We start from the raw sequence: 24,968 nt of genomic DNA on the forward strand, positions 1-24,968 counted from the left end.
ACTTGCGAAAGGTCCATGTCCGCGTCCACATCATCACTCGCAAACCCGGAGGATCTGAGATCTCCGGAAAAGATTACGAAGACCCTTCTGGCCTGCATCGTCTTTGCTGCGACGTTCCTCGATTACTGGAGCTACAGCCGGCAGTTCTACAGCGAGCCGCAAGCCTTCCGTGATGTCCTTGCAGGGGCTGCTGCAGCTCCAAACCAGTACCGTGTGGGCGCGATCTGGGTAGCCAACTTCCTCTCCAAGCACGGCCATCTAGGTCTTCGCCACGCCATGACGCTGCTCGACGGCCTCTCAGCCCTGCTCGCGGTCTTCCTCCTTTACTCGCTTCTACGCACCTCGGCCTTCTACCGTTCCGCCGGAAATCACCTGCGCTGGGCTGGGTCTGCCGCCTTTCTCGCGATGGTTCAGTTTTATCTGGCGTGGCTTATCTGGTATCAGCGTCCTGAGACGCTGCCATCCGCCGCCTTGGTTGTGATCGCGCTCTGGCTGCTAACCCCGTCTTCGGATGCCTCCAAGACAAGGCCCGCATGGGCAACCATCTCCGGCCTTCTGCTCTTCTCCGCCGCCCAGGGCCTGGTCCGAGCAGACGTCGCAGTCACCGTCAACCTCGGAGTCCTGCTCGTCTGCCTCAGTGGGTTAGGCAAAGGATTCTCGCTATCCCGCTGGACCATGGCCGCCGCAGGTCTCGCAGGCGCTCTACTCAGCGGCGGTATTCAGTATTCCCTGATGCACGTCGTCTATCCCCACGCCAGCTACGGATCGACCCCGGTCTTCCAGCTGGTCCTGAATCTCACCGATCATCTCAGGATCTTTCCGTTCCTGATCTTCATGTTGCCCTGGGCTTGGACGATGAACTTCTTCGCCCGCCGCCGGGAGGCTCTGGCCGCCCCGTCGGCGGCGCTGCTCGCAGGCTCGACCATCTTCCTTCTGCTCTGGTGTGTCGTAGGCAAGATCGACGAGGTAAGAATCTTTCTCCCCTTCGCTCTCGCCCTTGTTCCGGCGACCGTTCAGGTCGCAATGCGAATCGCCTCGGTAGAGGCTTAGCGCAGGCCTGACACCGCTGGAACGATGCTGTCAATAGGCTCCGGAGGCTGAGCCGTCGCTGCACACGCAGCCGCCGCAACCTCGGGCCGCACTACAAGATAGTGCGTATCCAGCGTCGACACATTGGTGAAGTCATACCGTCCACAGACCTCCCATTGCGAGAGGTCCATCATGTGGGTCAGCGGGGCCAGTTGGCTTGCGTTTGCAAAGATGAAACCCGGTCCGGTATCCACGCATACATGAGCTCGCTCCAGGCTGCTCAAGCGGGCAGCCTCTCGTCCATTCACCAGTCCAGCCAGGTCGCAAATCTTCGCGCCCGTAAAGTACCCGATATAGCCGATGTCTGACGCAATCCCCTTCTCATTGCGCAGAACACTCAACCGGTCCGCCTCGAACTTCCGGACGGTCTGGCTGCGGTGGGTCAAGACACGATGCATAGCGACCGCTTCAAACGGAACTTCGATCGCCAGCAGGACCAGAAATCCATACAGCAACCCTCGCCCCGTAAGTCCGGCAGCGTCGCGCTGAACCGAACTCCCAAGTTCCAGGATGTTCCACACGATCGCGAAGAAGAACGTCCACGCAAAGTACCGCACCCCCTGAATCTCCTGCCCCCGCAGCGACGCCAGCGCCAGCACCACCGGAAAGAAGCAGTTCGCCAGCAGGAGCTTCAACGACACATCTTGTCGCATCAGTACCAGCGTCAGCGTGATCAGCCAGAAGAGCAACATCCCCGCGCCAAACGACATCGCACCGCCCAACGTCACCGCTGTATCGTGGATCGGATTAAACCAGTGTGCTATCCCGTGCGACTTCGCCAGTGCTGTATCCGGCAGCGGCGTATGCATCGTGGCGACGATGAACCCGATCGCAGCAACCGCACCCACCAGCAGGTGGGCAGAGCCAACCACAGCAGCAACGATGCCCTCGCTGTTCCGCCCCGGTCGCCTTGAAGACAGAAGAAGCAGAAACCCTCCGCCGCAAAGAAGTGACAACTCCGTCCGCAGCATCACGGTCAAGACTCCCAACGTTACCATCGCAATGAATCGAATCGGCCCGCGCACCGCCTCATCATCGCCCGCCCGAGAGCTTTCGCTATGCAGCAGCCATGCCAGTACCGTCGCGAATCCCGCCACGATTCCGGTCTCCATGCCATCATCCAACCAGCGCACCGCGCCCGGCAGAACGATCATCACCAGCAAGGTCAGAGCTGCCAGTCGCGCAGTCGCGCCCCAACTCCTTCCACGTGACCAGAAGCCCCACGCCAGCCCCGCAAAGAGCATCACGTGAACAGCGCTCGAAACTCCCCGAGCCAGATTCGCCGATGCCGAAAACTCCCGCAGCAACGCAAGCAACGCGACGTAAAGAAGGCTCGAAGCCCCATAGTCCCGATGCACACCGTCATACGTAATGAAGTGGAAGCGGACGAGATTATCTGCGTAGCGCAGATGGATCAGCGCGTCGTCCTGGATCGCTGGCCATGAGAGGAAGATCCATCCCAGCAGCCACACCGCAAGCAGCGGAATCGCGATCCGATAAGTTCTCGCCATGGGTAAAGACCGTCCTCTGCGCCTGGAACGTATGCCTATTCGTAAGCCAGAGCGTCGATCGGGTCCTTGCTCGCCGCCTTTAGCGCCGGATAGAAGGCCCCCAGCAGAGCTCCGGCGAACGCGATCACTACCGCCTTCCACACATAGGGGAGGTTGATGACGAAATCGAGCGTCGGGAAACGGTTCTGCAGAATCGCACTCAGCGCGAAGCTACCCACCACGCCGACGACGATGCCCGTGACCGCCAGCAATCCGGTCTCGCGCATCACGATCCCAACGATGTAGCTCTTCGAAGCTCCCATCGACTTGAGAATCCCGATCTCGCGCGTCCGCTCCATCACCGCCGTGTACATGGACTGGAAGATCACCATGAACCCGATCACCGCTGCGATCCCGATCACCACCTCGAGTCCGATGTTGAACCCCGGCAGCCTTGCCGGCGTCATCATGTCCAGATACTCAGCCGTCTTCAACACGCTGTAGCCCTGCAATCCGTCGATGCCCTGAATCGCCGTCTTGACGTCATCCTCGTACTTCGGTGCGTCGTCAGTCTTCAGGTAGAACGCCGTGACTTTACCCTCGGTCCCGGTCAACTTGCCCATCGTCTCAATCGGGATGAACTTGCGACCGCCCTTTCCGTGCTCCACGATGCCGCAGATACGGAAGGGATGGTTCAGTACGGTGATCGAGTCGCCCACTTTCTTCCCTGCAGCCGCATACTCATCCACGATGATGTCGTACGGCTCCTGGAACGGGCCGCCGGAGCGAAACGTGTACGGAGCCAGCGCGTTGAAGGTCGCATAGTCAATGCCGTAAATGTTATCCAGCGCGCCCGTAATCTGGATGTTCACCGGCGCGACCACCTTGATGTGCGGCACCTGCGCGATCACGTTGCCGATCTTGATCGAGGCACTCGCCGAACTCAAACCGACGAAGTTATTCGTCGTCGGAGGACGGACAAACATATCCATCCCAATGCCGTTCGTGCGGTCCTTGAAGCCGTTCAGCTTACCCATCAGGATCGCCGTGATCGACAGGATCATGACCACTTCAATGGCGACTGCGAAGACGCTGATGACTGAGCGCAGCGGACGATGTACCAGATTGCCGAATACCAGTTTGTTCATGCTCTCTCAAGTGTAACCGCCCGCGCCCCGCCTTACGCCCGCCGATGGCCGCCTACCCAGCCCGCTCGAACGGAATCTCCGGCGCCAGTCGCTGCTTCAAGTCTGTGCATCTCTTTTCAAATCCATAAAAGCTCACCACCGCCGCCCCGTAACTCAGCAGCGCGAAAGCGACCAGGCGCACAGCCAGCGGAAATCCCGCAAAGTGCAGCGCAATGATTCCAATGATGGCTGGGTGATACACATACAGTCCATAACTGACCTGCCCGACAGCGCGCATCGGACGTGACGCCAGAAGCACGTTCACGAAACCGCCATCGTGAGTCAAGAGCCATCCGATCAAGCAAGCGTAGAGCCCCGTAGCCGCCGTGAACTTCGTCACCTGCACCCACGCAATCCCCTGGCCGTGCGATGCCCACGCTCCGCCCACCAGCAACAGCATCGAGGCCGCCGCTCCCGGCAAGAAATACCGCCGAGCTCGGGAAAGCTGGCCCAGGTGCAGATACAGCGCCAGCAGTCCACCCGCCGCCAGTCCATCGAGACGCGTAAAGGTCAGGTAAAACGGGCTTATCTGGGTGTGCACCACGAGGATTCGAAGCAATGTAGAGAATGCAATGGCTCCCCACATCGCCCCCGCCAGCCATCGCCGAGGAAGGAAAAGAACCAGGAACGGCCACACCAGATAAAACTGCTCCTCAACGGCCAGTGACCAGAAGTGGTTCGGCCCCTGCAAGGGAAGGTTCAGCGCCATGGGAAAGTTCTGCAGGTAGACCCAGAACCACCAGGACGCCCCAGCCCCGAGCAAAGCCGCTCCCACTAGATACCCAAAGTAGAGCGGAAAGATGCGCAGCGATCGCCGTATATAGAAGTTCCGGACCTCTTCCCATCTCGCATGCTGCGCTTTCAGCAGAATCGTTGAGATGAGAAACCCTGAGAGGACGAAAAAGAGGTCAACCCCAGTCTGTCCCAGCATCAGGACCCGCATCGGAACGAACGTCTGGGAGAAGTGAAACGCCATCACCATCATGGCAGCGATCGCCCGCACACCGTCCAGCTGCGGGTAATAAGGTCGTCGATCGCGAGAAGCGACATCCTCCGCCACAACCGCCCCAGCTGACGTCACCAAGCGAGCCTCGCTTCCGCCAGCTTATATCTGGGGATCATAGCTTCCAAATCCCGCGGTTCGTGCGGGAGACCCCTACGGGAACTCAACGTCGCCCTCTCGCAAAGTCGCCTTAGAACGCGTCCTCAAAACGTTCCCGATCACTGGCAACACATAGACCGAGAGCAGAGTGACAAAGAGGACCACCATCGGGCCAAAGGTCGTCAGATAAAACGGGCCGTTCATCATGCCCTCCGGAGCGATGTGCGCACACATGGCGAACATCAGTAATCCCCAGGGCGACTGCCGGGTATCTCCGCAGATGAAATCCATCACGAAGAAGCAACAGAACCAAAGCCCCGGAGCGACCAGCAAAACCCCGGTCCATCGTGCCATATGGAATGCGTCGGACGTCGGACTGAAGGAGATGCCTGTGGTGTTGTCGTCTTCACCGGCGGTGGAGTAGTGTGCCATCCCGATCTCGTGCGAATAGATATTGCCGATCGCGATCAGTGGCTTGTCCGGCCATATAAAGTGCGGCACCAGATTGTAGACGTCGTACAGCAGAGGCATCAGACCAAAGACATGTCCCTGCTCTGTGACATCAATCAGAGCATCGTCGATCGAGATCATCTGCAGACGGTCGAAGATTCCCTGCGATGTATTGAAGTAATGAACGGAGTAGTCGTCGACCTCGATCGCCTCCCGTCCCGCCTCAGCGGTCCGTTCCCGCGCGCCTTCGAGATCGGTCAGCAGCGTATATGCGTTCTCCGCCGTCTGCGAGAATGTCGTCGCGGCCACCACGCCCTTACCTGCCTGGATGTAGGGAACGAGGTAATAAAAAGTGAACGCCATACCCAGCATGAACGTCGCGACCTGGCCCGTCGAAAACCTGTAGCGCAGCGCCGCCGCAGCGGCCATGATGCAGATCAGCGGCTCGAACAGGCCCTGCTTGGAGGTCGCGATAATTCCCGAAAAGATCATCGAGAGAATCGCCGCCACGGTGACAGTCACGTTCAGGAATCGCCGCCCATTGCTCCGTTTGATCGTGTACGTCACCCCAAGGATCAGTCCCAAGGGAATGAAGTGATTCACCTGGTTCAGCGCGCTCAACACCGTTCCTGAATTGTTTGCGTAAATCTCCTCCGCCGTCTCTCCTCCCTTTACCGTCAGAACCCCGGCGAAGTAGATGACAAAACCCACGATCACACAGCCGATGCTCGCCGCTTCGAGATCGATGCGCTTCGTCAAGTCGTCGAGAAGTCCTTTGGAGGGTAGAACCAGGTTCTTCAGGTAGGCGACGCACAACATACCGAAGATTCCCGCCACATACACCAGCATCGTGGTCTGGGGAACAGCGAGGTTAGAGTCGGCCGGTTCGCCCAGCAGAGCTTTGTATGTCAGCCCGACGATCACCGCGAACATCGCATAAAAGAAGATGTAGGAGCCGGAAGGACGCGCGAATCCGCCAGCGACATTGAACGCGACGGTCGCAATCAGGATGAACGCCAGACTCATCAGGCTGAAGGTGAGCGCCGTTCCCTCGATCACCTGGATCACGGCCAACACAACTGCAAACGCACAGCTGTAAGAGAGCGGGATTCGAATTGGAAACGGGATGCGCACTCGGTCGGCTCAGAGCTCCAGCATAGTCGTTAAGCGGCGGTCGTCGACCACAGACGAAAGCCCTGAAGCGTGTCGAAAAGATCCAGCCGGGAGATCTGAAGCAAAAGTGCAGCAGAGCAAAAGGGCCTTCAGGCACCGTATGCCTTTAGTAATCAGCCATTTCTCGTTGCGGAACGAAGTGCTGACACATCATAGGTATAGAGCTGGACGCAGACCTATATTATAGTAATGACGTTGACAGGTCCTCGCCAGGTGGCTGACAGCGGAGAGCATGGTTCAATTCGGGCACGAGTTGCGTCTGGAGCGAGAGCAGCGTCGCGTCTCGCTTGAGGCCATGTGCGCCTCGACAAAGCTCTCCGTCAGACAACTCCTCGACGTCGAAGCCGGCAACTTTGGCGAGCTTCCCGGTGGCATCTTCCGCAAGGGTTTCGTCCGCAGTTACCTTCGTGCCCTGCAACTCGACGAGCCATTCTGGCTCGAGCGCTTCGAATCCAGCTACCGCGCCAGCGGCCTCGCAGAAAGCCAGGAACCCGATTGGGTCGGCTTTGCGGAGAACGTTCGGAACAACCGTCTTGCCGGAAAGTCCTCTGGAATCGGCCGTAAGTGGCTGGGTGTCCTGGGTATGGCCGTCCTGGTAGCTCTGCTCGCTGCCTGCGTCTGGAAGTTCGTCCTTCTGCCAAGAATGCACACCGATCAGCACGCCGGCCTCTCACAACGGATCTCTGCCTCGCCCCTCCCGGTAGCCGACGCGCCCTCGCAAATGTAAAATAACGGGATTGGATCCTCCGCACCTCGATGGTGATGATCGGAGACGCCCGCAATCCCCGTAAGGTTGCAGCAGTCATCCCCTCCTCTATCAGGTCAGACCGTCCGCGTGTTTATGTATTTTTGCGTTCTCTAATCAGTGACCGATCGTTTTCGAAGGAGCAGTTTTGGCTAAGCGTGACCGTTTTCTATTTACCAGCGAATCAGTGACCGAGGGACATCCCGACAAGATCGCCGATCAGATCTCCGACTCCATCCTTGACGCCTGCCTCGCGCAGGACCCCTACAGCCGCGTCGCCTGCGAGACCCTCACCTGCACCGGCCTCGTCGTCATCGCCGGTGAGATCACCACCAAGGCCTACGTCGACTTCCAGACCCTCGTCCGCGACACCGTCTCGGCCATCGGCTACAACGACGCCACCCACGGCTTCGACTCCAACACCTGCGCCGTCATCTCGACGATCAACAAGCAGTCCCCGGATATCGCCATGGGCGTTGACACCGGCGGCGCTGGCGATCAGGGCATGATGTTCGGCTATGCCTCGAACGAGACTCCCGAGCTGATGCCTACTCCTATCTCGCTTGCCCACAAGCTCGCGCAGAAGCTCAGCGAAGTCCGGAAGTCCGGCCTTATGCCGTACCTCCGCCCAGACGGCAAGAGCCAAGTCACGGTCGAGTACGACTCGAACCACAAGCCAGTCCGCGTCGACGCCGTCGTCATCTCGACCCAGCACGCAGAAGAGGTCGGCAACGACCAGCTCCGCGCCGAAGTCCTCAAGAATGTCATCCAGGCCGTCATTCCCGCACACCTGCTCGACGCCGACACCAAGTACCACATCAACCCCACCGGTCGTTTCGTCATCGGCGGCCCCATGGGCGACTCCGGCCTCACCGGCCGTAAGATCATCGTCGACACCTACGGCGGCATGGGCCGTCACGGCGGCGGCGCCTTCTCCGGCAAGGACGCGACCAAGGTCGACCGTTCGGCCGCCTACATGGCCCGCTACGTCGCCAAGAACCTCGTCGCCGCCGGCCTCGCCGACCGCGTCGAAGTCCAGCTCGCCTATGCCATCGGCGTCGCCGAGCCCGTCAGCGTTCTCGTCGACACCTTCGGTACCGGGAAAGTTGACGACGATGTGCTCGAAACCCTCGTCCGCAAGAACTTCTCCCTGACGCCCAAGGGCATCATGGAGACGCTCGACCTGCGTCGCCCCATCTTCAAGGCGACCGCCGCTTACGGCCACTTCGGCCGCGAAGGTGAAGGCTTCACCTGGGAGAAGACCGACAAGGCCGCCGCGCTCGCGGAGCAGGCCGGAGTCACCGCGGAACTCGCCGCAAAATAACTGCAGCGTTCAAAAAGAGCGGATGCACCCACAGGGGTCGCATCCGCTTTTTGCTGCCCGAGAGACCGTCCATCATCGCGACTCTCTACCCAGGCACATTCTCCACTGCGCCGATGTTTGCCCTCTGCCGCGCGATCTTGCATCCAAACACTTACGTCATGTCTCGCAACCACGTGGCCTGCCTACATCTACGCATTCAATGAATGGACGACCGATGCTTATTCAATCTGAGTTCGATATACAGTTTCGGCTGTCTTATCCCACTGCCATGGTGGCATTGCTGCACCTGCACCCCTCGCTCGAAGCGGACCTGCAAAGCGGAAACCATCTCTTTGTTGAGCAGATCCAAGAAGCGGGCTCCGGCCAAATTACCGGGGAACCAATGCTTATCCCTTCGACGGAGTACCACGACAGCTTCGGCAATCGCTGCACACGATTTATCGCTCCCGCAGGCACTATCCGTCTGAAAGCCTCAGCGGTTACGCTGGACGACGGCCTTCCCGACCAGATCGCCGCCGACGCACAGCAGGCACCTGTCGAGAATCTCCCCTCCGAAGTTCTGCAGTTCCTTCTGCCAAGTCGCTACTGCGAGGTCGACCGTTTCGGAGCCATCTCGAATGACTTGTTTGGTTGGGCTTCACCGGGCTGGTCTAAGGCGGCTGCCATCCGGGACTGGGTCCACAACAAGGTCGCTTTCAACTACCAGACCGCCCGGCCCACCAAGACCGCCATGGATGTCTACACCGAGCGCATCGGCGTCTGCCGCGACTTCCAGCACCTGGCCATTACGCTAACCCGTTGCCAGAACATCCCCGCCCGCTACGTCACTGGTTACCTGGGCGACATCAACCGTCCCTACAGCGGCGCGGGAGACTTCAGCGCCTGGTACGAGGTCTTCCTCGACGGCAAGTGGATGACCATGGACGCCCGCCACAACGACTCTCGCCATGGCCGCGTCTTGATGGCCACCGGCCGCGATGCCGCAGACGTCGCCATCACGACGTCCTTCGGCGACGCCTACCTCTCCCACTTCTACGTGGACAGCTTCGAGGTCGACGAGTCAGGCAAAAAACTCCCGATTCCCGGCATGCCCGAGCTAGCACCGGCATGAGAGATGCCCACTCATGTGCCCCATTCATCGCGCCTTTGTCTCCTGCGATGAGTGGGTATCGTTTGCGGTTAGCAAACGACCGTCTTCCTCTACTTAGACGAATAGAATGTATACGTCGCTTCATAGGGCACACTCGTCAGTGCTCCAACATCACAGGCTCCACCCGGAGCGACTCCGCCCTTCGTCGCTGACCGCCGCACGAGATCCACCGCGTCCATCGATCCGGCTCCGCTCCTGCTAGCCACCTTTAGAAGCAGCCATGGCACCGCACCGGCATCGGGCGAAGGAGCCTTGGCAATCACCTGCCCAACGACGGAGCTGCCATCCTGTAGATGCCAGACCGGCCCATCTCCATGCGTCCCAACTTCTAGGCCGTCCTTATCGAAGAGCCGCGCCGCCGGGGCAACGAAAACCCACGCTGCCGCAGTCGGTGTCTTCGTGCAGGAGTAGATCTGCACGCCCCGTCCTTGAACCGTCAGCACCACATGTTCATTTGCCGGAGGCGTGGTCGCATCCTGGCCAAACGCCGCGCACGAACACATCATCGCAGCGACAATTCCCAAAAGTTTCCGCATGCCTCAAAGTGTAGATCACGCGTCGTCCACTTCACCTGAACAATCCGGAGTGTATCTATCGGCGATCCAATGCACGATACTGGAATGAGCACAGCCGCCGTAACTTTCAATCCCGCCATGTCCACACAGCCCGTCAAGTCCGCAAACGTCCCGAGTCTCTTCCCCGGCAAGTCCTGGCAGCAGGTCCTCGCCCGCGACACCTCCGCCGACGGCCAGTTCTTCTACGCCGTCAAATCCACCAAGATCTACTGCAAGCCAAGCTGTGCCAGCCGGAAGCCCAGCCGTAAGAACGTCACCTTCTTTCCGACAGCCGCCGCCGCCGAAGCCGCAGGCTACCGTGCCTGCCTGCGTTGCGAGCCTGACCGCACCGAAGACAAGCCCGACCCGCAGGCCGACGCCATCGCCACCGTCGCCGACTACCTGAAAGACCACGCCGCCGAGCGCACCCGCCTCGCCGACATAGCCAAGGCGACCGGCGTAGGCCGCCTCACAATTCTTCGTGGCTTCAAGCGCGTCCTCGGCGTCACCCCCGGCGAGTTCGCCAAAGAACAACGCCTCGCCAAGTTCAAAGACAAAGTCCGCGAGCCGAAGAAGCGCGTCACCGACGCCATCTACGAAGCCGGCTACGGCTCCTCCAGCCGCCTCTACGAGAACTCCGCCGTCTCTCTTGGTATGACCCCGCGCGTCATGCGCGAGGGCGGCGCTGGACTGGTCATCCGCTACACCCTCGCCGATTCGCCACTAGGCAAGATGCTCGTCGCCACCACCGACTTCGGCATCTGCGCGATCCTCTTCGGCCGCGACCAGAAGGAACTCGAAGCCGACCTCCGCGAGCGATTCTCCAAGGCCCAGCTAACCCCCGCGCGGGGCAACACCGGCTGGCTAGCCGAGGCCGTCGCTTTCGTCCTATCGCAGCTCAGCGAATCCCCCACAGCAGCGAAGTTCCCGCTCGACGTGAGAGCGACAGCCTTTCAACAACGCGTCTGGAAAGCGCTACAGGCAATCCCGCGCGGCGAAACCCGCAGCTACGGTGAACTCGCCCGCGAGCTCGGCAAGCCGACCGCGTCCCGCGCCGTCGCCGCCGCCTGCGCTGCAAATCCGATCGCCATCGCCGTCCCCTGCCACCGTCTTGTGGGCTCAGACGGCTCACTCACCGGCTACCGCTGGGGCCTCGACCGCAAGCAAAAGATCCTCGCCGCCGAACATCTCTAGTGTGCTCGAACCACCAAGCCTTATGTGCCCCATTCATCGCGCTTCTGTCTCTGCGATGAGTGGGTATCGTTTGCGGTAGCAAACGATACCTTTCTCCACCCCGGCATCACAGTTACATTAGGGGAATGCCCCCGGCCCAATCCCTTCCATCGATAGACGCCTCGAAGCTCTACAGCAAGATCACCTGGCGACTCATCCCCTACATCTTCATCCTCTACATCCTCGCGTATCTCGACCGCGTAAACGTGGGCTTCGCCGCCGCCGACATGCAGCGCGACCTCCATCTCTCGAACACCGTCTACGGCACCGGCGCAGGCATCTTCTTCCTGGGATCAGCGCTCTTCGATCTACCCAGCAACCTCATGCTCACCCGATTCGGCCCACGTCGCTGGATCGCTCGGATCATGATCTCCTGGGGCATCGTCGCGACGGGCATGGCCTTCGTCACCGGCGCGCACAGCTTCTATCTGCTCCGCTTCCTGCTCGGTCTGGGCGAGGCCGGCTTCTTCCCCGGCATGATCCTCTATCTCACCTTCTGGTTCCCCTCTGCGGAGCGCGCCCGGGCCATCGCCAAGTTCATGACCGCCACCTCGCTCGCCGGAGTCGTCGGCGGCCCACTCTCGAGCTTCCTGCTCAAGCTCGAAGGCCGCTCCGGTCTGCATGGATGGCAGTGGCTCTTCCTCTCCGAAGGCCTGCCCACCATCCTGATGGGCGTCTCCGTCCTTTTCCTGCTCAAGGACAAGCCAGACGACGCAAACTGGCTCTCCCACGAAGAGAAACAATGGCTCGACGCCGAACTCCAACGCGACCGAAACGAAGGTGGGGCCACCGCCCGCCACAATCTCCTCGACGCCTTCAAACTCCCGCTCGTATGGATGCTCGCCGCAGTCTTCTTCATCTCGCAGATCGGCGTCTACACCGTGAACCTCTGGATGCCGCTCGTCCTCAACAGCTTCGTCCACGCAGGCACCCACGGTGATGCCAGCCTGATCGCCCGCTACGCGACCTTCCCCTACCTCGCCGCCGCCATCTTCACCGTCATCATCGGCTGGTCAAGCGACCGCACCGGCGACCGGCGCTGGCACATCGCCTTCTGCCTCTTGCTCTGCGCGATCGGTTTCAGCTGGGTCGCAATTGCTCATAGCCTGCTCGCAGCGCTCGTCGCCTTCACGCTGGCCACCATGGGCTGGTGGGGTATGATGGGCCCATTCTGGGCGATCCCTACCCGCGTGCTCGGCGGTCGCGCCGCAGCCGGTGGAGTCGCTATCATCACCATCCTCGGAGGCATCGGCGGATTCACCGGCCCCTACCTGACGGGATTGCTCCGCGACCTCACCCACAGTTTTTCGGCTGGCCTCTTCGTCATCGGCGGACTGGCCATCGTCGGCGCGGTCGTCACCCTGGCGATACGAACCTCACCACGATCTGCGGCGAACTAGCTCGCTCAAAAGTCTCCCGAAGCTCCGCCGCCCCCGCTATCGCCGCCGTCAAAGCCCCCGATATCCGAGGTATCAGAGACATCAGCCGAGGGAGCGTCCGATGTGAACGTCGTGTCCGAAGTGAACGACACGTCCAACGTGACGGTCGCGTCCGATGTGAATGTAGTATCCGACGTGGATGTCATGTCCAATGCGCTGTCATTGCCACCTAAAAATTCCGCGCCAGCAGCACCCCAGCTCGCGACATCGCCATTGTCATTCGCGCGCACACACGCTGCACAGTCCGGCTGATAGGCCTCATGCTCCGCGCAATGCGCCCGACGCTTCTTGAAGAAGTTGGAGATGCCTCCCAGGATGTCCGTCATGCAGTGATCATGGCAGCTCATAGGTTCACCGCGCAACGCATTTCGAGCCGCTTTTCTCACCAGACCTTCATGCGACAAACGCGGACGTTACCGTGGGATGACTCCGCCCAATTCCGCAGGCCAGACAGGAACAGACGCGATACCATTGATTGGTAGATCAACATACTTAATCAGAGGAACCTCCCATGGCGACAGCAACACTCGATACCGCAGCCCTGACCAACATTGCGAGGGATTACAAAGTAGCCGACATCACCCTCGCCGACTTCGGTCGCAAAGAGATCGACATCGCCGAGCAGGAGATGCCCGGCCTCATGTCCATCCGCCGCAAGTATGCCGCAGGCAAGCCCCTCGCTGGGGTCCGCGTCACCGGATCACTCCACATGACCATCCAGACCGCCGTGCTCATCGAGACCATGGTCGACCTCGGTGCCGATGTCCGCTGGGCAAGCTGCAACATCTTCTCGACGCAGGATCACGCGGCAGCAGCCATCGCCGCAGCCGGCGTCCCCGTCTTCGCCTGGAAGGGCGAGACCCTCGAAGAGTTCTGGTGGTGTACAAATGAAGCTCTCAGCTTCCCCAATCCGAACGGCCCCGGCCTCCTCGGCCCCCAGCTCGTCATCGACGACGGCGGCGACGTCACCCTCCTCATCCATAAGGGTGCCGAGATGGAAAAGGGCGACAAGTGGGTTGATTCGCCTTCCGGTTCGACGGAAGAGTCCGTCATCAAAACTCTCCTCAAGAAAGTCCACGCCGACTACCCCACCCGCTGGCAGGATGTAGCCAAGGAATGGCGCGGCGTCTCTGAAGAGACCACCACCGGCGTTCACCGTCTCTACAAGATGCTCGAGAAGGGCACCCTCCTCGTCCCCGCAATCAACGTCAACGACTCCGTCACCAAGTCGAAGTTCGACAACCTCTACGGCTGCCGCGAATCGCTCGTCGATGGCATCAAGCGCGCCACCGACGTCATGATCGCCGGTAAGGTCGCCGTCGTCTGCGGCTATGGCGACGTAGGCAAGGGTTCGGCAGCATCCCTGCGCGGCCTAGGCGCTCGCGTCATCGTCACCGAGATCGACCCCATCAACGCCCTCCAGGCTGCGATGGAAGGCTACGAGGTCACCACCATCGAAGAGACGCTCGGTCGCGGCGACATCTACGTCACCTGCACCGGCAACGTCGACATCATCACCACCGACCACATGCGTCTCATGAAGGACCAGGCCATCGTCTGCAACATCGGCCACTTCGACAACGAGATCCAGATGGAGCCTCTGAATGCCCTCAAAGACGTGACCAAGCTCAACATCAAGCCCCAGGTCGACAAGTACACCTTCGCCACCGGAAACAGCATCTTCGTCCTCGCCGAAGGCCGTCTGGTGAACCTTGGCTGCGCCACCGGCCACCCCAGCTTCGTCATGTCCAACAGCTTCTCCAACCAGACCCTCGCGCAGCTCGATCTCTGGGCCAACAAGGACACCTATAAGATTGGTGTCTATGTCCTGCCCAAGAAGCTCGACGAGGAGGTGGCCCGCTTGCACCTCGAGAAGATCGGCGTGAAACTTACCACCCTCAGCCCCAGACAGGCCGACTATCTCAGCGTCCCCGTCGAAGGTCCCTACAAGGGCGAGAACTACCGCTACTAACTCTCCACATCCCAAACAAAGAGGCCGCCGATCATCTCGGCGGCCTTCGCTTTTGCGCTCCAATGACCTGTCATCCGAGTGAAGCCCCTCGCAACGCCCGGGGTCCCCGGCGGACGAACTTGTTCGCTGGGGTAGCAGAGCGAGGGACGCAGTCGAAGGACCTGCTTACGGATCGGATCGTAGATGTCGCTCAAAGCTTCAGCCGCTAAGCTTCAAGCCAGCCGCCACCGACCTACTCCACCACCGCAGCCGGATCGAAATCTTCAGCCGTAACGATCTGCACCTTCTGCCCATCGATCCGCTGGCTATCCAGCACAATCAGTGTCCGCGCTGACCCCGAGGCATACGCCACCGTAGCACCGCTGTAAACCGGCACCGCAGTTCCCGCCGTCACCAGGATCACCCGGTAAGCTCCCGCAGGCACGTTCATATAATCGCCGTTCTCGCCGAAGCCCACGTTCGTCATCACCGGCCTGCTCTCACCCAGCGTCGACCCGGCCCGCACCAGATACACATCCACATCGCCCGCAGCACGCCGAGCCTGTGCAACCACCCTCACCGAAGCCAGCCCCGCCGGCGCAGACACACTCTGATCCACCAACAAAGTCTCCGAAACCGCACCGGTAGGCCCGCCACCGATCAGCACCGTGTAATGCCCGGAAGCCGCGAAACTCCCCTGCACGGAACTCAACGGCGGCTTCGTTCCTGCCGCATGGGCACTCACGGCAGAAGTTCCCGGCGTAACGGAAACATACGAAGACACCGTTCCGAAACCCAGGTTATAAGCCAGCGCCGAACCACCCTGATAGACATCCAACTCGGGCGCGTCAGCCGACGTATCGATAATCCGCACCTGCGCCGCCGGCATCCCCGCCGAAAGATTCTGACAACCCGTAAGCGTCGCCAGCAAGACCGCCGTCATTGCGATCCGCAGGCAGCTCCGCATCCCTGTCGCAGAACGCAAGAGGCCTTCGCAGCCGGCGCTTTGGGCAAACCGATTCAGCATTCGCTCACTCGGAGAAGGATCACGTAACTTTCGTCTCTGCTCTTACTTTACCGGAACGCCCGTCGCCGCAATGTCATCATTTCGTAACGGCTTTACTTCTTTACCCGGTGCGCGATCACCTGGTCCTTGATCTTCTCGTAGGTCGCCGCCGGAATAATCCCCTTGGTCGTCAGCTGGTTCTTCGCTGTATACGGACGCCCGTCGATGATCTTCTTCGCATAGGCATCGCCAATCCCCGGCAGCGCCTTCAACTGGTCCGCCGTTGCTGTATTGAGATCAAGCTTGTCCCCATCCGCCGCGATCTTCTGCGAGACGGAGGGCTTCGCCGCGGGAGCCTGCGACATCGCCGGAAAGCTTAGGCAAAGCAAGAGAGCGGGAAAAATCATCAGACGGCGCAGCAGCATGTGGGACCTCCAAACGAAGTACCGCCAGCCTAGGCGACGCTCCCACTCATGTCAACGCCCATCGTAGCTAAACTCTCCGGGTGCCCATGTCTCGATTCTGAGACATGGGACGTACAACTTCACCTTGCTAAACTTTCTGGTATGCCTCTCACGCTCAGGCCCGCGGCTCCAGCCGATCTGCCCACCCTCGCAACCCTGATGAACACCGCCTACCGTGGCACCGGCCCCAACGCAAGCTGGAACACCGAATCTCGTTACCTCGACGGCGATCGCACCAGCGAAGGCGCCCTCAAAGAAGAGCTCGCAACCAAGCCGGAGTCTTTCCTGCTCGTCGCAGAAGAAGACTCGCAGCTACCCATAAAAGGCTGCGTCTGGCTCGAACCCTTGTCAGACAACACCTGGTACCTAGGCTCGCTCACCGTCGATCCGGCCTTGCAGAAATCCGGACTCGGCCGAACCTTGTTAGGCTCAGCCGAACAGTGGGCAAAAGAACGTGGAGCAAGCGCGATCGAGATGCACGTCATCAACGTGCGCGACACGCTGATCGCCTGGTACGAACGAAGAGGCTATCGCCTGACCGGCGAAACCCACCCATTCCCCTACGGCGACAATCGCTTCGGAACTCCGCTGCGCGGCGATCTGAACTTCGTTGTGCTCGATAAGCAACTCTATCCTTCTCTGTGTTCATCGAAACGATGAGAGCGAGATTGACAACGATCCCGCTCCCGTCTAGCCTCTAAATCATGAGCTCGCTTCTTCATCACCGTGGCCACCACCATCATCACGCGACCAGCGTGTTGGCGGCTGTATCCGGTGCGGCGATCTAAGCAACTCCCAAACCAGGATTCCAAACAGGCCCGCTAACGCGCACATCGCGAGCGGGCTTTTTGCTGCTCGAAACCAACTCTCCAACCAAACCCAAGCGAGACGTTTATGACCGCAGTAGCCACAGACCCAATCAATATCGACTTCGCGAAGATGGACGGCCTCGTCCCCGGCATGGTGCAGGACGCGAAGACCGGCGAGCTCCTCATGCTTGGCTTTCTTAACGAGACCAGCTACAAGATGACCCTCGAAACCGGCTACGTCACCTTCTGGAGCCGCACCCGCTCCAAGCTTTGGATGAAGGGCGAGACCAGCGGCAACCGCCTCCGCGTCGTCTCCGCTGCCACCGATTGCGACAGCGACGCCCTCCTCTTCAAAGTCGAAGTCGAAGGCGACGGCCTCGTCTGCCACGAAGGCACCGTAAGCTGCTTCACCAAACCCATCGCTGTAACCGCTGCATCAGGAGAGACAAAGTAATGCCCACGCAGAAGCTCAAACTCGGCATCCCCAAAGGCAGCCTGCAGGACGCCACCCTCGCCCTCTTCGAACGCGCCGGCTGGCGCATCTTCGCCAACGGCCGCAGCTACTTCCCCACCATCGACGACGTCGAGATCGAGTGCATGCTCGTCCGCGCCCAGGAGATGGCCCGCTACGTCGAGCACGGCGCTCTCGACGCCGGTCTCACCGGCCGCGACTGGGTCCTCGAAAATGAGTCCGACGTCGAGTACGTCACCAGCCTCACCTACTCCAAGCAAAGCCGCCAGACCGTCAAGTGGGTCCTCGCTGTCCCCGAAGATTCGCCCTTCCAGAAGCCCGAAGACCTCGCCGGAAAAATCATCGCAACGGAGCTCGTCGAGTTCACCAAGCGCTACTTCGCCTCAAAGAACATTCCCGTCAAAGTCGAGTTCAGCTGGGGCGCAACCGAAGTAAAGCCGCCCACCCTCGCGGACGCGATCGTAGAAGTAACCGAGACCGGCAGCAGCCTCCGCGCCAACCGCCTCCGCATCATCGAAACCTTGATGGAGTCAGAGACCCAGCTCATCGCCAACAAATCCGCCTACGCCGACGCCTGGAAGCGCAACAAGATCGATAACATCTCGCTGATGCTGAACGCCGCCATCGCCGCCCAGGGCCGCGTCGGCCTCATGATGAACGCAAGGAAGGCCGACCTCGACTCCGTCACCAACGTCCTGCCCGCGCTCAACTCACCCACGATCTCACAGCTCCGCGACCCTGAGTGGGTCGCGCTCAATACCATCCTCGACGAATCGCTCGTTCGCGATGTCATCCCAAAACTAAAGCTGGCCGGAGCCACCGGCATCGTCGAATACCCACTAAGCAAAGTCGTTTTGTAGACCTCACCCTCCACAAATTGTCATCCTGACCTCGGCGCGTGCAGCTTCATCGCACGCGCCGAGGTCGAAGGACCCCGATTCCACTCACATCACCTAACCCGCTCGAACCTTTCAACCACGAACCGGACCACGCACCACTCCCGTCGAAGAAAAAACATGAAACTCATCCGCACCTACAGCCGCACCGCCCAAGCCGCAGCAGCCATCGACTCCCTCGAGCAACGCGGCTCCGTCTCCACCGCCAGCGTCGAGCCCACCGTCCGCGCCATCCTCTCCGCCGTCCGCAAACGCGGCGACAAGGCCCTCACTGAATACGCCACTAAATTCGACGGTCTGCACAAGGGGCGGTCCCTCCTCGTCACCCAGGAAGAGATGCAGCAAGCCTGGAACTCCATTGACTCTAAGCTGCAACTGGCCATGCAAACCGCACAAGCCAACATCCAAGCCTTCGCCGAAGCCCAACGCGCCGAAGAGTGGACACTCTCCACCTCAGAAGGCGTGACCACCGGCCAGATCGTCCGCCCCATCGCCAGCGTAGGCTGCTACGTTCCCGGCGGCCGCTACCCGCTGCCTTCAACGCTCCTGATGACTACCACACCCGCACGAGTCGCCGGCGTAGAGCGCATCGTAGTCTGCTCCCCGAACCCAGCGAAGGAAACATTAGCCGCGGCCCACCTCGCAGGAGTCACCGAGTTCTACCGCATCGGCGGAGCACAGGCCATCGCCGTCCTCGCCTACGGCACTCAAACCATCGCCAAGGTAGACAAGATCGTAGGCCCCGGCAATCTCTACGTCACCGCCGCCAAGCAGCTCGTCTCCACCGTCTGCGGCATCGACATGCCCGCCGGCCCCACCGAGATCGTCGTCACCAGCGAAACCGGCAACCCAGCCCACATCGCCGCCGACCTCGTAGCCCAGGCCGAGCACGATCCCGAGACCCTCGCCGTCTTCATCACAACCAACGAAGCCCTCGGCAGACAAGTCGCCGCCGAAGTAAAGCTTCAGACCAAATCGAACCCGCTAGCCAAACAATCCATCGCCGCTCGCGGCCACATATTCGTAACTAAAACGGTTACAGAAGCCCACGAGCTCACCAACCGCCTCGCCCCTGAGCACCTGACCGTCGACACTCTCGCCGATCTCAACTGGGTCCAGAACGCCGGCAGTGTCTTCGTCGGCCCCTGGTCCCCGCAAGCCATGGGCGACTACGTCTCCGGCCCCAACCACGTCCTTCCCACCGGCCGTAACGGCCGCATTCGCGGCGGCCTCAGCGTCATGGACTTCCTCAAGGTCATCACCGTCCAGCAATACACCCGCAAGGGCCTCAAAGCCCTTGGCCCCCACGCCGCCGCGCTTGCCGACGCCGAAGGCCTCACCGGCCACGCCGCCAGCGTAAGAATGAGGATGAAATGACCGACACGCAAACGCCCGCAACAACCATCAAGCCCCGCAAGCTCGTAGAGTTCATGCCTGAGTACCACCCGCCTCTCGCGGCCCGCACAGCCCTGCGCCTCGACTTCAACGAGAACACCTTCGCCCCCTCGCCGCGCGTCATCGAGCGCCTCCTTCAGTCAACCTCCGAAGGCCTCACCAAGTACCCCGAGCGCGAGCCGGTCGAGCGCATCGCCGCCGCCCACTTCAACCTCGCGCCTGATCAAGTCCTCCTTACCAACGGCGTCGATGAAGCCATCCATCTCCTCTGTGCCACTTTTCTCGAAGCCGATGATGAAGCGCTGATCCGCACACCCAGCTTCTTCATGTACGACGTCAGCGTTCAACTCATGACGCAAAATCTCATCCGCATCCAGGCCGACGAGACGCTGCAATTTCCCTTCGAACGCTTCCTGCAGGCGATCACGCCGAAGACCAAGCTCATGATGGTTGCCTCACCCAACAATCCCACCGGCGGCGTCGTCCCCCGCGAGCATCTCCTCGCCATCGCCGCCGCCGCGCCTCACGCCGTCCTCTTCGTCGACGAGGCCTACTACCACTTCCACGGCGAATCCATGCTCACCGACATCGCCGCCATCCCCAACCTCATCGTAGGCCGAACCTTCTCCAAAGCCTATGGCCTCGCCAACCTCCGCATCGGCATGTTGGCCGGCAACGCCGACCTCATCCGCTACGTCCGTAAGGTCAGCTCGCCCTACAACATCAACGGCATTGCCCTCGATGTTCTTCCCGTCGCACTTGAAGACGATACCTACGTCCGATGGTACGCAGACCAGGTAGCGACAGGCCGCGATCGCATGGCCGCCGGCCTCCGCGAGCTAGGCGTTGAATTCTTCCCCAGCCACGCCAACTTCATCCTGATGAAGATCGGCCTCAAACACCGAGAACTCTGCGAAGCCATGCGCATCCACGGCGTCCTCCTCCGCGACCGCTCCTCCGACCCCGGCTGCGAAGGCTACGTCCGCATCACCATCGGCATCGAAGACCACGTCACCCGCGCCCTCGAAGCCCTCAAAATATCCTTGAACGAGATCGGCTGGACGCCCACGAAATGACCACGACCAAAACAAAGCCCCGCACCGGCGCCATCAAGCGCTCCACCACCGAGACCCAGATCGCCCTCAAACTCACCATCGACGGCCAGGGCGTCTACAAAGTCTCCACTGGCATCCGCTTCTTCGACCACATGCTGGAGCTCTTCACCCGCCACGGCGGCTTCGACCTCGCCCTCACCTGCACCGGCGACCTCGACGTCGACCAGCACCACACCGTCGAAGACGTCGGCATCGCCCTCGGCGAGGCCTTCAACAAGGCGCTCGGCGACAAGAAGGGCATCCTCCGCGCCGGTTACTTCGTCATGGCCATGGACGAGACCCTCGCCGTCGCCGCCGTCGACCTCTCCGGCCGCGTCGCCTACGTCGTCGACGACAAGGTCAAGGTGCGCCTCGTCGGCGACTTCCAATCCGAGCTCCTCGCCGACTTCTTCGACGGCTTCGCCCGCGGCGCCAAGGCCAACGTCCACGTCAAAACCATGTACGGCCGCAGCAACCACCACAAGATCGAAGCCATCTTCAAAGCCTTCGCACGAGCCCTCCGCGGAGCCTGCAGCCGCGACGAGCGCATGAAAGACTTATTGCCCAGCACAAAGGGGCTGCTATAAGCACTCCAATGAGCCGTCATCCTGAGCGAAGCGAAGGATCCCGATGATGCTCACGTGACCTCAACCGTTCGAACCTTTTAGCTACAAACGGGCTTTCTGCATATGAACTGGACGGCACATCGCAAACCTTTGGCAAACACAGGCTTCGTCCTGTCTGCGGCGGACCTATTGCTGTATGGCTCCGCCATCTCGCGAACTCCTCACATCGACCCCACTTCACCCGAATTCATTACTTACTACACTGGCGGCATCGTACTGAATGTCTTAGCTCTGATTCTTGCCTCTTTTGGATCAGGCTAGAAACGCACAACAGTCCTGCTCTCTGGCCTTGCCCTCACGTATTTGTGGATCAGTTACATCGGCATCGAAACGATGAAACACTAACTCTCCAAACACTATGATCGCCATCATCGACTACAAAGCGGGCAACCTCACCAGCGTCGTCAAGGCGCTAACCTACCTCAACGCGCCCGAGATCACTGTCACGCAAGACCCCGACCTCGTCCGCAAGGCCGCGAAGATCGTCCTTCCCGGCGTCGGGCATTTCCAGGCAACACAATTGCTCGCGGATAGCGGCCTCACCGAAGCCGTCCGCGAGAGCGTCGCCCGGGGAACCTGGTTCCTCGGAGTCTGCGTCGGCCTGCAGTGGCTCTTCGAAGGCTCAACCGAAGCCGCCGCCACCGCCGGCCTCGGCCACTTCCCTGGCGCGTGCGAACACTTCCCGGCGAGCTTCGAAGGCACCGACCTCAAATCCCCGCACGTAGGCTGGAACTCGCTCGAAGAGATTCGCGAAGACTCGAAACTCCTGCGCGGCATCTCCCCCGGCGGCTTCGTCTACTACACCCACTCCTGGCGCGCGCCCATCGTTCAAGCAACCGCAGCGGTTACAAACTACGGCGGCCCCTTCACCGCCGCCGTTGAACAGTACAACGTCATGGGCGTCCAGTTCCACCCCGAAAAATCCGCCGTCGTCGGCCTCAAAGTCCTGCAGAACTTCGTGGAGCTTTAGCCGTGACCTATGACACCTTCATCGATGAGCTTCTGACCTACCTCCCAGAACTGCGTGCCTACGATGAGGGAACGCTCAACTGTCTCGATGCCGATCCACCATTGCCGCACGTAGTCTTAGGATCACTCCTGCTCCCGTTCCTTGAGATAGCACTCAGCACCGGAGACCTGAAGCACACGCTCAAGACATGCGCCTTCCTCGAAGAAGCATCTGTCAGCGCCAAGCGCGATAGAGCGTTACGCAAGTTAGTCAGCACCGAAGTTGGCGAGTGGCTCAGCCACTCGCCGATGGAGCCGAAGATATCGCCATGGCTCGGCACCGAAACGAAGCTCCTTTGTAACTACAGCCCCAGTCATCTTATGCAACAGCACAAGTCACAAGATGAAAACGCGCATAAGTCGCTGACCTCTCGCGCACGATCCATCTGGAACAACCTCCGAAAGGTAGGTGCAAAATAGAATGCTGACCAAACGAATCATCGCCTGCCTGGACGTCCGCGACGGACGCGTCGTCAAGGGTATCCAGTTCGTCGACATCATCGACGCAGGCGACCCAGCCGAACTCGCCCACCGCCACGCCGCCGCAGGCGCGGACGAGATCGTCCTCCTCGACATCACCGCCACCCACGAAGGCCGCGGCACCCTCCTCGACACGGTCAAGCGCACCGCCGCCGCGCTCTTCGTCCCCTTCACCGTAGGCGGCGGCATCCGCTCGGCTGAAGACGCTGCCGCCGTCTTCAACGCCGGAGCCGACAAGGTCAGCATCAACTCCTCTGCCATCGCAAGGCCCGAACTGATCGGCGAGATCGGTGCCAGCTTCGGCGCGCAGGCCGTCATCGTGGCAATAGACGCCCGCCGCAGCACCTCATCGAAAGACCCCGTAGGCGACGCCGAAGTCTACGTCAGCGGCGGTCGCAAGCCCACCGGCCTGCGCGTCATCGACTGGGCCCGCGAGGCTGAACAGCGCGGCGCCGGCGAGATCCTCCTCACCAGCATGAACACCGACGGCATGCGCAACGGCTTCGACTGCGAACTCACCGCCCGCGTCTCTGCCGCCGTCCAGATCCCCGTAATCGCCTCCGGCGGCGCAGGCTCCGCAGCCCACTTCGCCGAAGTCTTCTCGCACAACGAAGGCGGCGGAAAAGCCGACGCCGCCCTCGCCGCCAGCATCTTCCACTTCGGCGTCACCGACTCCCGCGCCCTCAAATCCGAACTCCAACGCGCGGGCATCAGCGTGAGGCTGCCATGCTGACAACGCCATCGTTCCTAACGCCACTTGAGTCCGCAGTAATTAGCGCAATGCTCGAGGCCTCAACTGAATTCGGCGCGGCCCTATCGGTCCAACTCGCAGAGAGCACCTTGGAATCACGAGAGCACAACGGCTACGGTTTCTATACAACCTTCCACGTATCAGATGGGACGGAGCCGATCCCACCACCAGTCCCCTTGATTGACAGGCGATTTGCTGCAAGCACAGTAGTGGGTGGCCAACTATGCGGCTTCTTACTCTGGATCCTGAACGGCAAGATCGATTTCCTAGAAGGCTATCCGTTGGGTGGAGACGAATGGCCTTCGAACGAGTCATTCGGGCCGATAACGCTGGATCAAAGCACCTAACCGCGAAAGGAATAAATGCTCATCCCCTCCATCGACCTCATGGGCGGCAAGATCGTCCAGCTAGTCCAGGGCGAACGCCTAGCCCTCTCCTTCGACGATTTCGACTACTGGATCGACCGCTTCTCCAAATACCCCATGGTCCAGCTCATCGACCTCGACGCCGCCATGCGCCAGGGCGACAACCGCGCCCTCATCGAGATGGTCTGCAAGCGTCTCCCCTGCCAGGTCGGCGGCGGACTGAAGACCCCTGAAGATGGTGCGACTCTGTTAGCCGCCGGAGCCAAGCGCGTCATCTACGGCTCTAGTCTCTTTGGCGCGGAGGGCGTGAACAAGACCTTCGCCGCCAGCCTGAAGAAGGCACTCGGCGAAGATGCCCTCGTCTTCTCAGTGGACACAAAGGGCGGCCAGGTCGCCATCAAAGGCTGGAAGGACACCGTCGCGCTCACGCCCGAAGAAGCCATCACCTGGCTCGAAGACTATTGCTCGGCCTTCCTCTACACCCACGTCGACATCGAAGGCACCATGGCCGGCTTCCCCATGCAGGTGGCCGCCATCCTCCGCTCCACAACCGCAAAGCAACTCATAGTCGCTGGTGGAATCAAGGAACGCGCCGAGATCGACGAGCTAGATGCCATGGGGATCGACGCAGTAGCCGGAATGGCCGTCTACACAGGAGCCATGGAAGCCTAAGCTCCCAAAAACCTGTGCCCCATTCATCGCGGCACTCTCGCGA

The 24,968-nt window shown here is 60.7% G+C and carries 25 protein-coding genes; 17 read left to right on the plus strand and 8 right to left on the minus strand.

The window, feature by feature from the left end; translation table 11 throughout:
* Positions 1 to 15: 15 nt before the first annotated feature.
* A complete protein-coding gene (locus tag HDF16_RS05670) occupies positions 16 to 1,050 on the plus strand; it encodes a hypothetical protein (RefSeq protein WP_184214424.1) in 1,035 nt (344 codons plus the stop codon).
* Here HDF16_RS05670 and HDF16_RS05675 read toward each other — a convergent pair.
* The 4 genes from HDF16_RS05675 to HDF16_RS05690 form a co-directional block, all read right to left on the minus strand.
* Positions 1,047 to 2,600: a hypothetical protein gene (locus tag HDF16_RS05675; protein ID WP_184214426.1), complete on the minus strand. Its 1,554-nt coding sequence runs from the start codon at positions 2,598 to 2,600 to the stop codon at positions 1,047 to 1,049. The two genes, HDF16_RS05670 and HDF16_RS05675, sit on opposite strands and share 4 nt — an antisense overlap.
* Positions 2,601 to 2,635: 35 nt before the next feature.
* Complete coding sequence (locus HDF16_RS05680) at positions 2,636 to 3,727, minus strand: ABC transporter permease (RefSeq protein WP_184214428.1); 1,092 nt, start codon at positions 3,725 to 3,727, stop codon at positions 2,636 to 2,638.
* Between the two features lie 52 nt (positions 3,728 to 3,779).
* A complete protein-coding gene (locus HDF16_RS05685; protein WP_184214430.1) occupies positions 3,780 to 4,847 on the minus strand; it encodes an acyltransferase family protein in 1,068 nt (355 codons plus the stop codon).
* 75 nt (positions 4,848 to 4,922) lie between these two features.
* A complete protein-coding gene (locus HDF16_RS05690) occupies positions 4,923 to 6,452 on the minus strand; it encodes a hypothetical protein (RefSeq protein WP_184214432.1) in 1,530 nt (509 codons plus the stop codon).
* Positions 6,453 to 6,723: 271 nt separating this feature from the next.
* On the opposite strand from HDF16_RS05690, the gene HDF16_RS05695 reads away from it, so the two are divergent.
* The 3 genes from HDF16_RS05695 (at position 6,724) to HDF16_RS05705 (ending at position 9,671) form a co-directional block, all read left to right on the plus strand.
* A complete protein-coding gene (locus tag HDF16_RS05695; RefSeq protein ID WP_184214434.1) occupies positions 6,724 to 7,218 on the plus strand; it encodes a helix-turn-helix domain-containing protein in 495 nt (164 codons plus the stop codon).
* Positions 7,219 to 7,384: 166 nt separating this feature from the next.
* Complete coding sequence (gene metK, locus HDF16_RS05700) at positions 7,385 to 8,560, plus strand: methionine adenosyltransferase (protein WP_184214436.1); 1,176 nt, start codon at positions 7,385 to 7,387, stop codon at positions 8,558 to 8,560.
* Positions 8,561 to 8,774: 214 nt separating this feature from the next.
* A complete protein-coding gene (locus HDF16_RS05705) occupies positions 8,775 to 9,671 on the plus strand; it encodes a transglutaminase-like domain-containing protein (protein WP_184214438.1) in 897 nt (298 codons plus the stop codon).
* Between the two features lie 89 nt (positions 9,672 to 9,760).
* Here the strand turns inward: HDF16_RS05705 and HDF16_RS05710 are convergent, their stop codons facing one another.
* Positions 9,761 to 10,246 (minus strand): DUF3455 domain-containing protein, encoded by a 486-nt coding sequence (locus HDF16_RS05710; RefSeq protein WP_184214440.1) that lies wholly within the window; start codon positions 10,244 to 10,246, stop codon positions 9,761 to 9,763.
* An 84-nt stretch (positions 10,247 to 10,330) separates the two neighbouring features.
* Between HDF16_RS05710 and ada the strand changes: the two genes are divergently transcribed.
* Positions 10,331 to 11,458 (plus strand): bifunctional DNA-binding transcriptional regulator/O6-methylguanine-DNA methyltransferase Ada, encoded by a 1,128-nt coding sequence (gene ada / locus HDF16_RS05715; RefSeq protein WP_281383424.1) that lies wholly within the window; start codon positions 10,331 to 10,333, stop codon positions 11,456 to 11,458.
* Positions 11,459 to 11,583: 125 nt separating this feature from the next.
* Complete coding sequence (locus HDF16_RS05720; RefSeq protein WP_184214442.1) at positions 11,584 to 12,897, plus strand: MFS transporter; 1,314 nt, start codon at positions 11,584 to 11,586, stop codon at positions 12,895 to 12,897.
* A gap of 5 nt (positions 12,898 to 12,902) precedes the next feature.
* Here the strand turns inward: HDF16_RS05720 and HDF16_RS05725 are convergent, their stop codons facing one another.
* A complete protein-coding gene (locus HDF16_RS05725; protein WP_184214444.1) occupies positions 12,903 to 13,262 on the minus strand; it encodes a hypothetical protein in 360 nt (119 codons plus the stop codon).
* A gap of 185 nt (positions 13,263 to 13,447) precedes the next feature.
* Between HDF16_RS05725 and ahcY the strand changes: the two genes are divergently transcribed.
* On the plus strand, positions 13,448 to 14,908 hold the full coding sequence (gene ahcY / locus HDF16_RS05730) for an adenosylhomocysteinase (RefSeq protein ID WP_184214446.1): 1,461 nt from the start codon (positions 13,448 to 13,450) through the stop codon (positions 14,906 to 14,908).
* Between the two features lie 232 nt (positions 14,909 to 15,140).
* On the opposite strand, the gene HDF16_RS05740 is transcribed toward ahcY, so the two are convergent.
* On the minus strand, positions 15,141 to 15,914 hold the full coding sequence (locus HDF16_RS05740) for a DUF4397 domain-containing protein (protein ID WP_221312559.1): 774 nt from the start codon (positions 15,912 to 15,914) through the stop codon (positions 15,141 to 15,143).
* 92 nt (positions 15,915 to 16,006) lie between these two features.
* On the minus strand, positions 16,007 to 16,318 hold the full coding sequence (locus HDF16_RS05745; protein ID WP_184214452.1) for a ComEA family DNA-binding protein: 312 nt from the start codon (positions 16,316 to 16,318) through the stop codon (positions 16,007 to 16,009).
* A gap of 141 nt (positions 16,319 to 16,459) precedes the next feature.
* Between HDF16_RS05745 and HDF16_RS05750 the strand changes: the two genes are divergently transcribed.
* The 10 genes from HDF16_RS05750 to HDF16_RS05800 all read left to right on the plus strand — a co-directional run bounded on the left by HDF16_RS05750 (position 16,460) and on the right by HDF16_RS05800 (position 24,925).
* Positions 16,460 to 17,017, plus strand: a complete 558-nt coding sequence (locus HDF16_RS05750) for a GNAT family N-acetyltransferase (RefSeq protein ID WP_184214454.1) — start codon at positions 16,460 to 16,462, stop codon at positions 17,015 to 17,017.
* Between the two features lie 234 nt (positions 17,018 to 17,251).
* Positions 17,252 to 17,620 (plus strand): phosphoribosyl-AMP cyclohydrolase, encoded by a 369-nt coding sequence (gene hisI / locus HDF16_RS05755; protein WP_184214456.1) that lies wholly within the window; start codon positions 17,252 to 17,254, stop codon positions 17,618 to 17,620.
* Complete coding sequence (gene hisG, locus HDF16_RS05760) at positions 17,620 to 18,498, plus strand: ATP phosphoribosyltransferase (protein WP_184214458.1); 879 nt, start codon at positions 17,620 to 17,622, stop codon at positions 18,496 to 18,498. Before hisI ends, hisG begins: the two co-directional genes overlap by 1 nt.
* Before the next feature lie 156 nt (positions 18,499 to 18,654).
* On the plus strand, positions 18,655 to 19,911 hold the full coding sequence (gene hisD, locus HDF16_RS05765; RefSeq protein ID WP_184214461.1) for a histidinol dehydrogenase: 1,257 nt from the start codon (positions 18,655 to 18,657) through the stop codon (positions 19,909 to 19,911).
* Positions 19,908 to 21,005: a histidinol-phosphate transaminase gene (gene hisC, locus HDF16_RS05770; protein ID WP_184214462.1), complete on the plus strand. Its 1,098-nt coding sequence runs from the start codon at positions 19,908 to 19,910 to the stop codon at positions 21,003 to 21,005. The genes hisD and hisC overlap by 4 nt, the downstream gene beginning before the upstream one ends.
* Complete coding sequence (gene hisB, locus HDF16_RS05775; protein WP_184214464.1) at positions 21,002 to 21,610, plus strand: imidazoleglycerol-phosphate dehydratase HisB; 609 nt, start codon at positions 21,002 to 21,004, stop codon at positions 21,608 to 21,610. Before hisC ends, hisB begins: the two co-directional genes overlap by 4 nt.
* Before the next feature lie 397 nt (positions 21,611 to 22,007).
* Complete coding sequence (gene hisH, locus HDF16_RS05785; protein ID WP_184214468.1) at positions 22,008 to 22,619, plus strand: imidazole glycerol phosphate synthase subunit HisH; 612 nt, start codon at positions 22,008 to 22,010, stop codon at positions 22,617 to 22,619.
* Positions 22,620 to 22,621: 2 nt separating this feature from the next.
* Complete coding sequence (locus HDF16_RS05790; protein WP_184214470.1) at positions 22,622 to 23,077, plus strand: hypothetical protein; 456 nt, start codon at positions 22,622 to 22,624, stop codon at positions 23,075 to 23,077.
* A 1-nt stretch (position 23,078) separates the two neighbouring features.
* Positions 23,079 to 23,870, plus strand: coding sequence for an imidazole glycerol phosphate synthase subunit HisF (gene hisF, locus HDF16_RS05795; protein ID WP_184214472.1), 792 nt, complete (start codon positions 23,079 to 23,081; stop codon positions 23,868 to 23,870).
* Positions 23,871 to 24,250: 380 nt separating this feature from the next.
* Complete coding sequence (locus HDF16_RS05800; RefSeq protein WP_184214474.1) at positions 24,251 to 24,925, plus strand: HisA/HisF-related TIM barrel protein; 675 nt, start codon at positions 24,251 to 24,253, stop codon at positions 24,923 to 24,925.
* Positions 24,926 to 24,968: the final 43 nt, after the last annotated feature.

This window comes from Granulicella aggregans (genome assembly GCF_014203275.1).
Lineage (GTDB): Bacteria > Acidobacteriota > Terriglobia > Terriglobales > Acidobacteriaceae > Edaphobacter.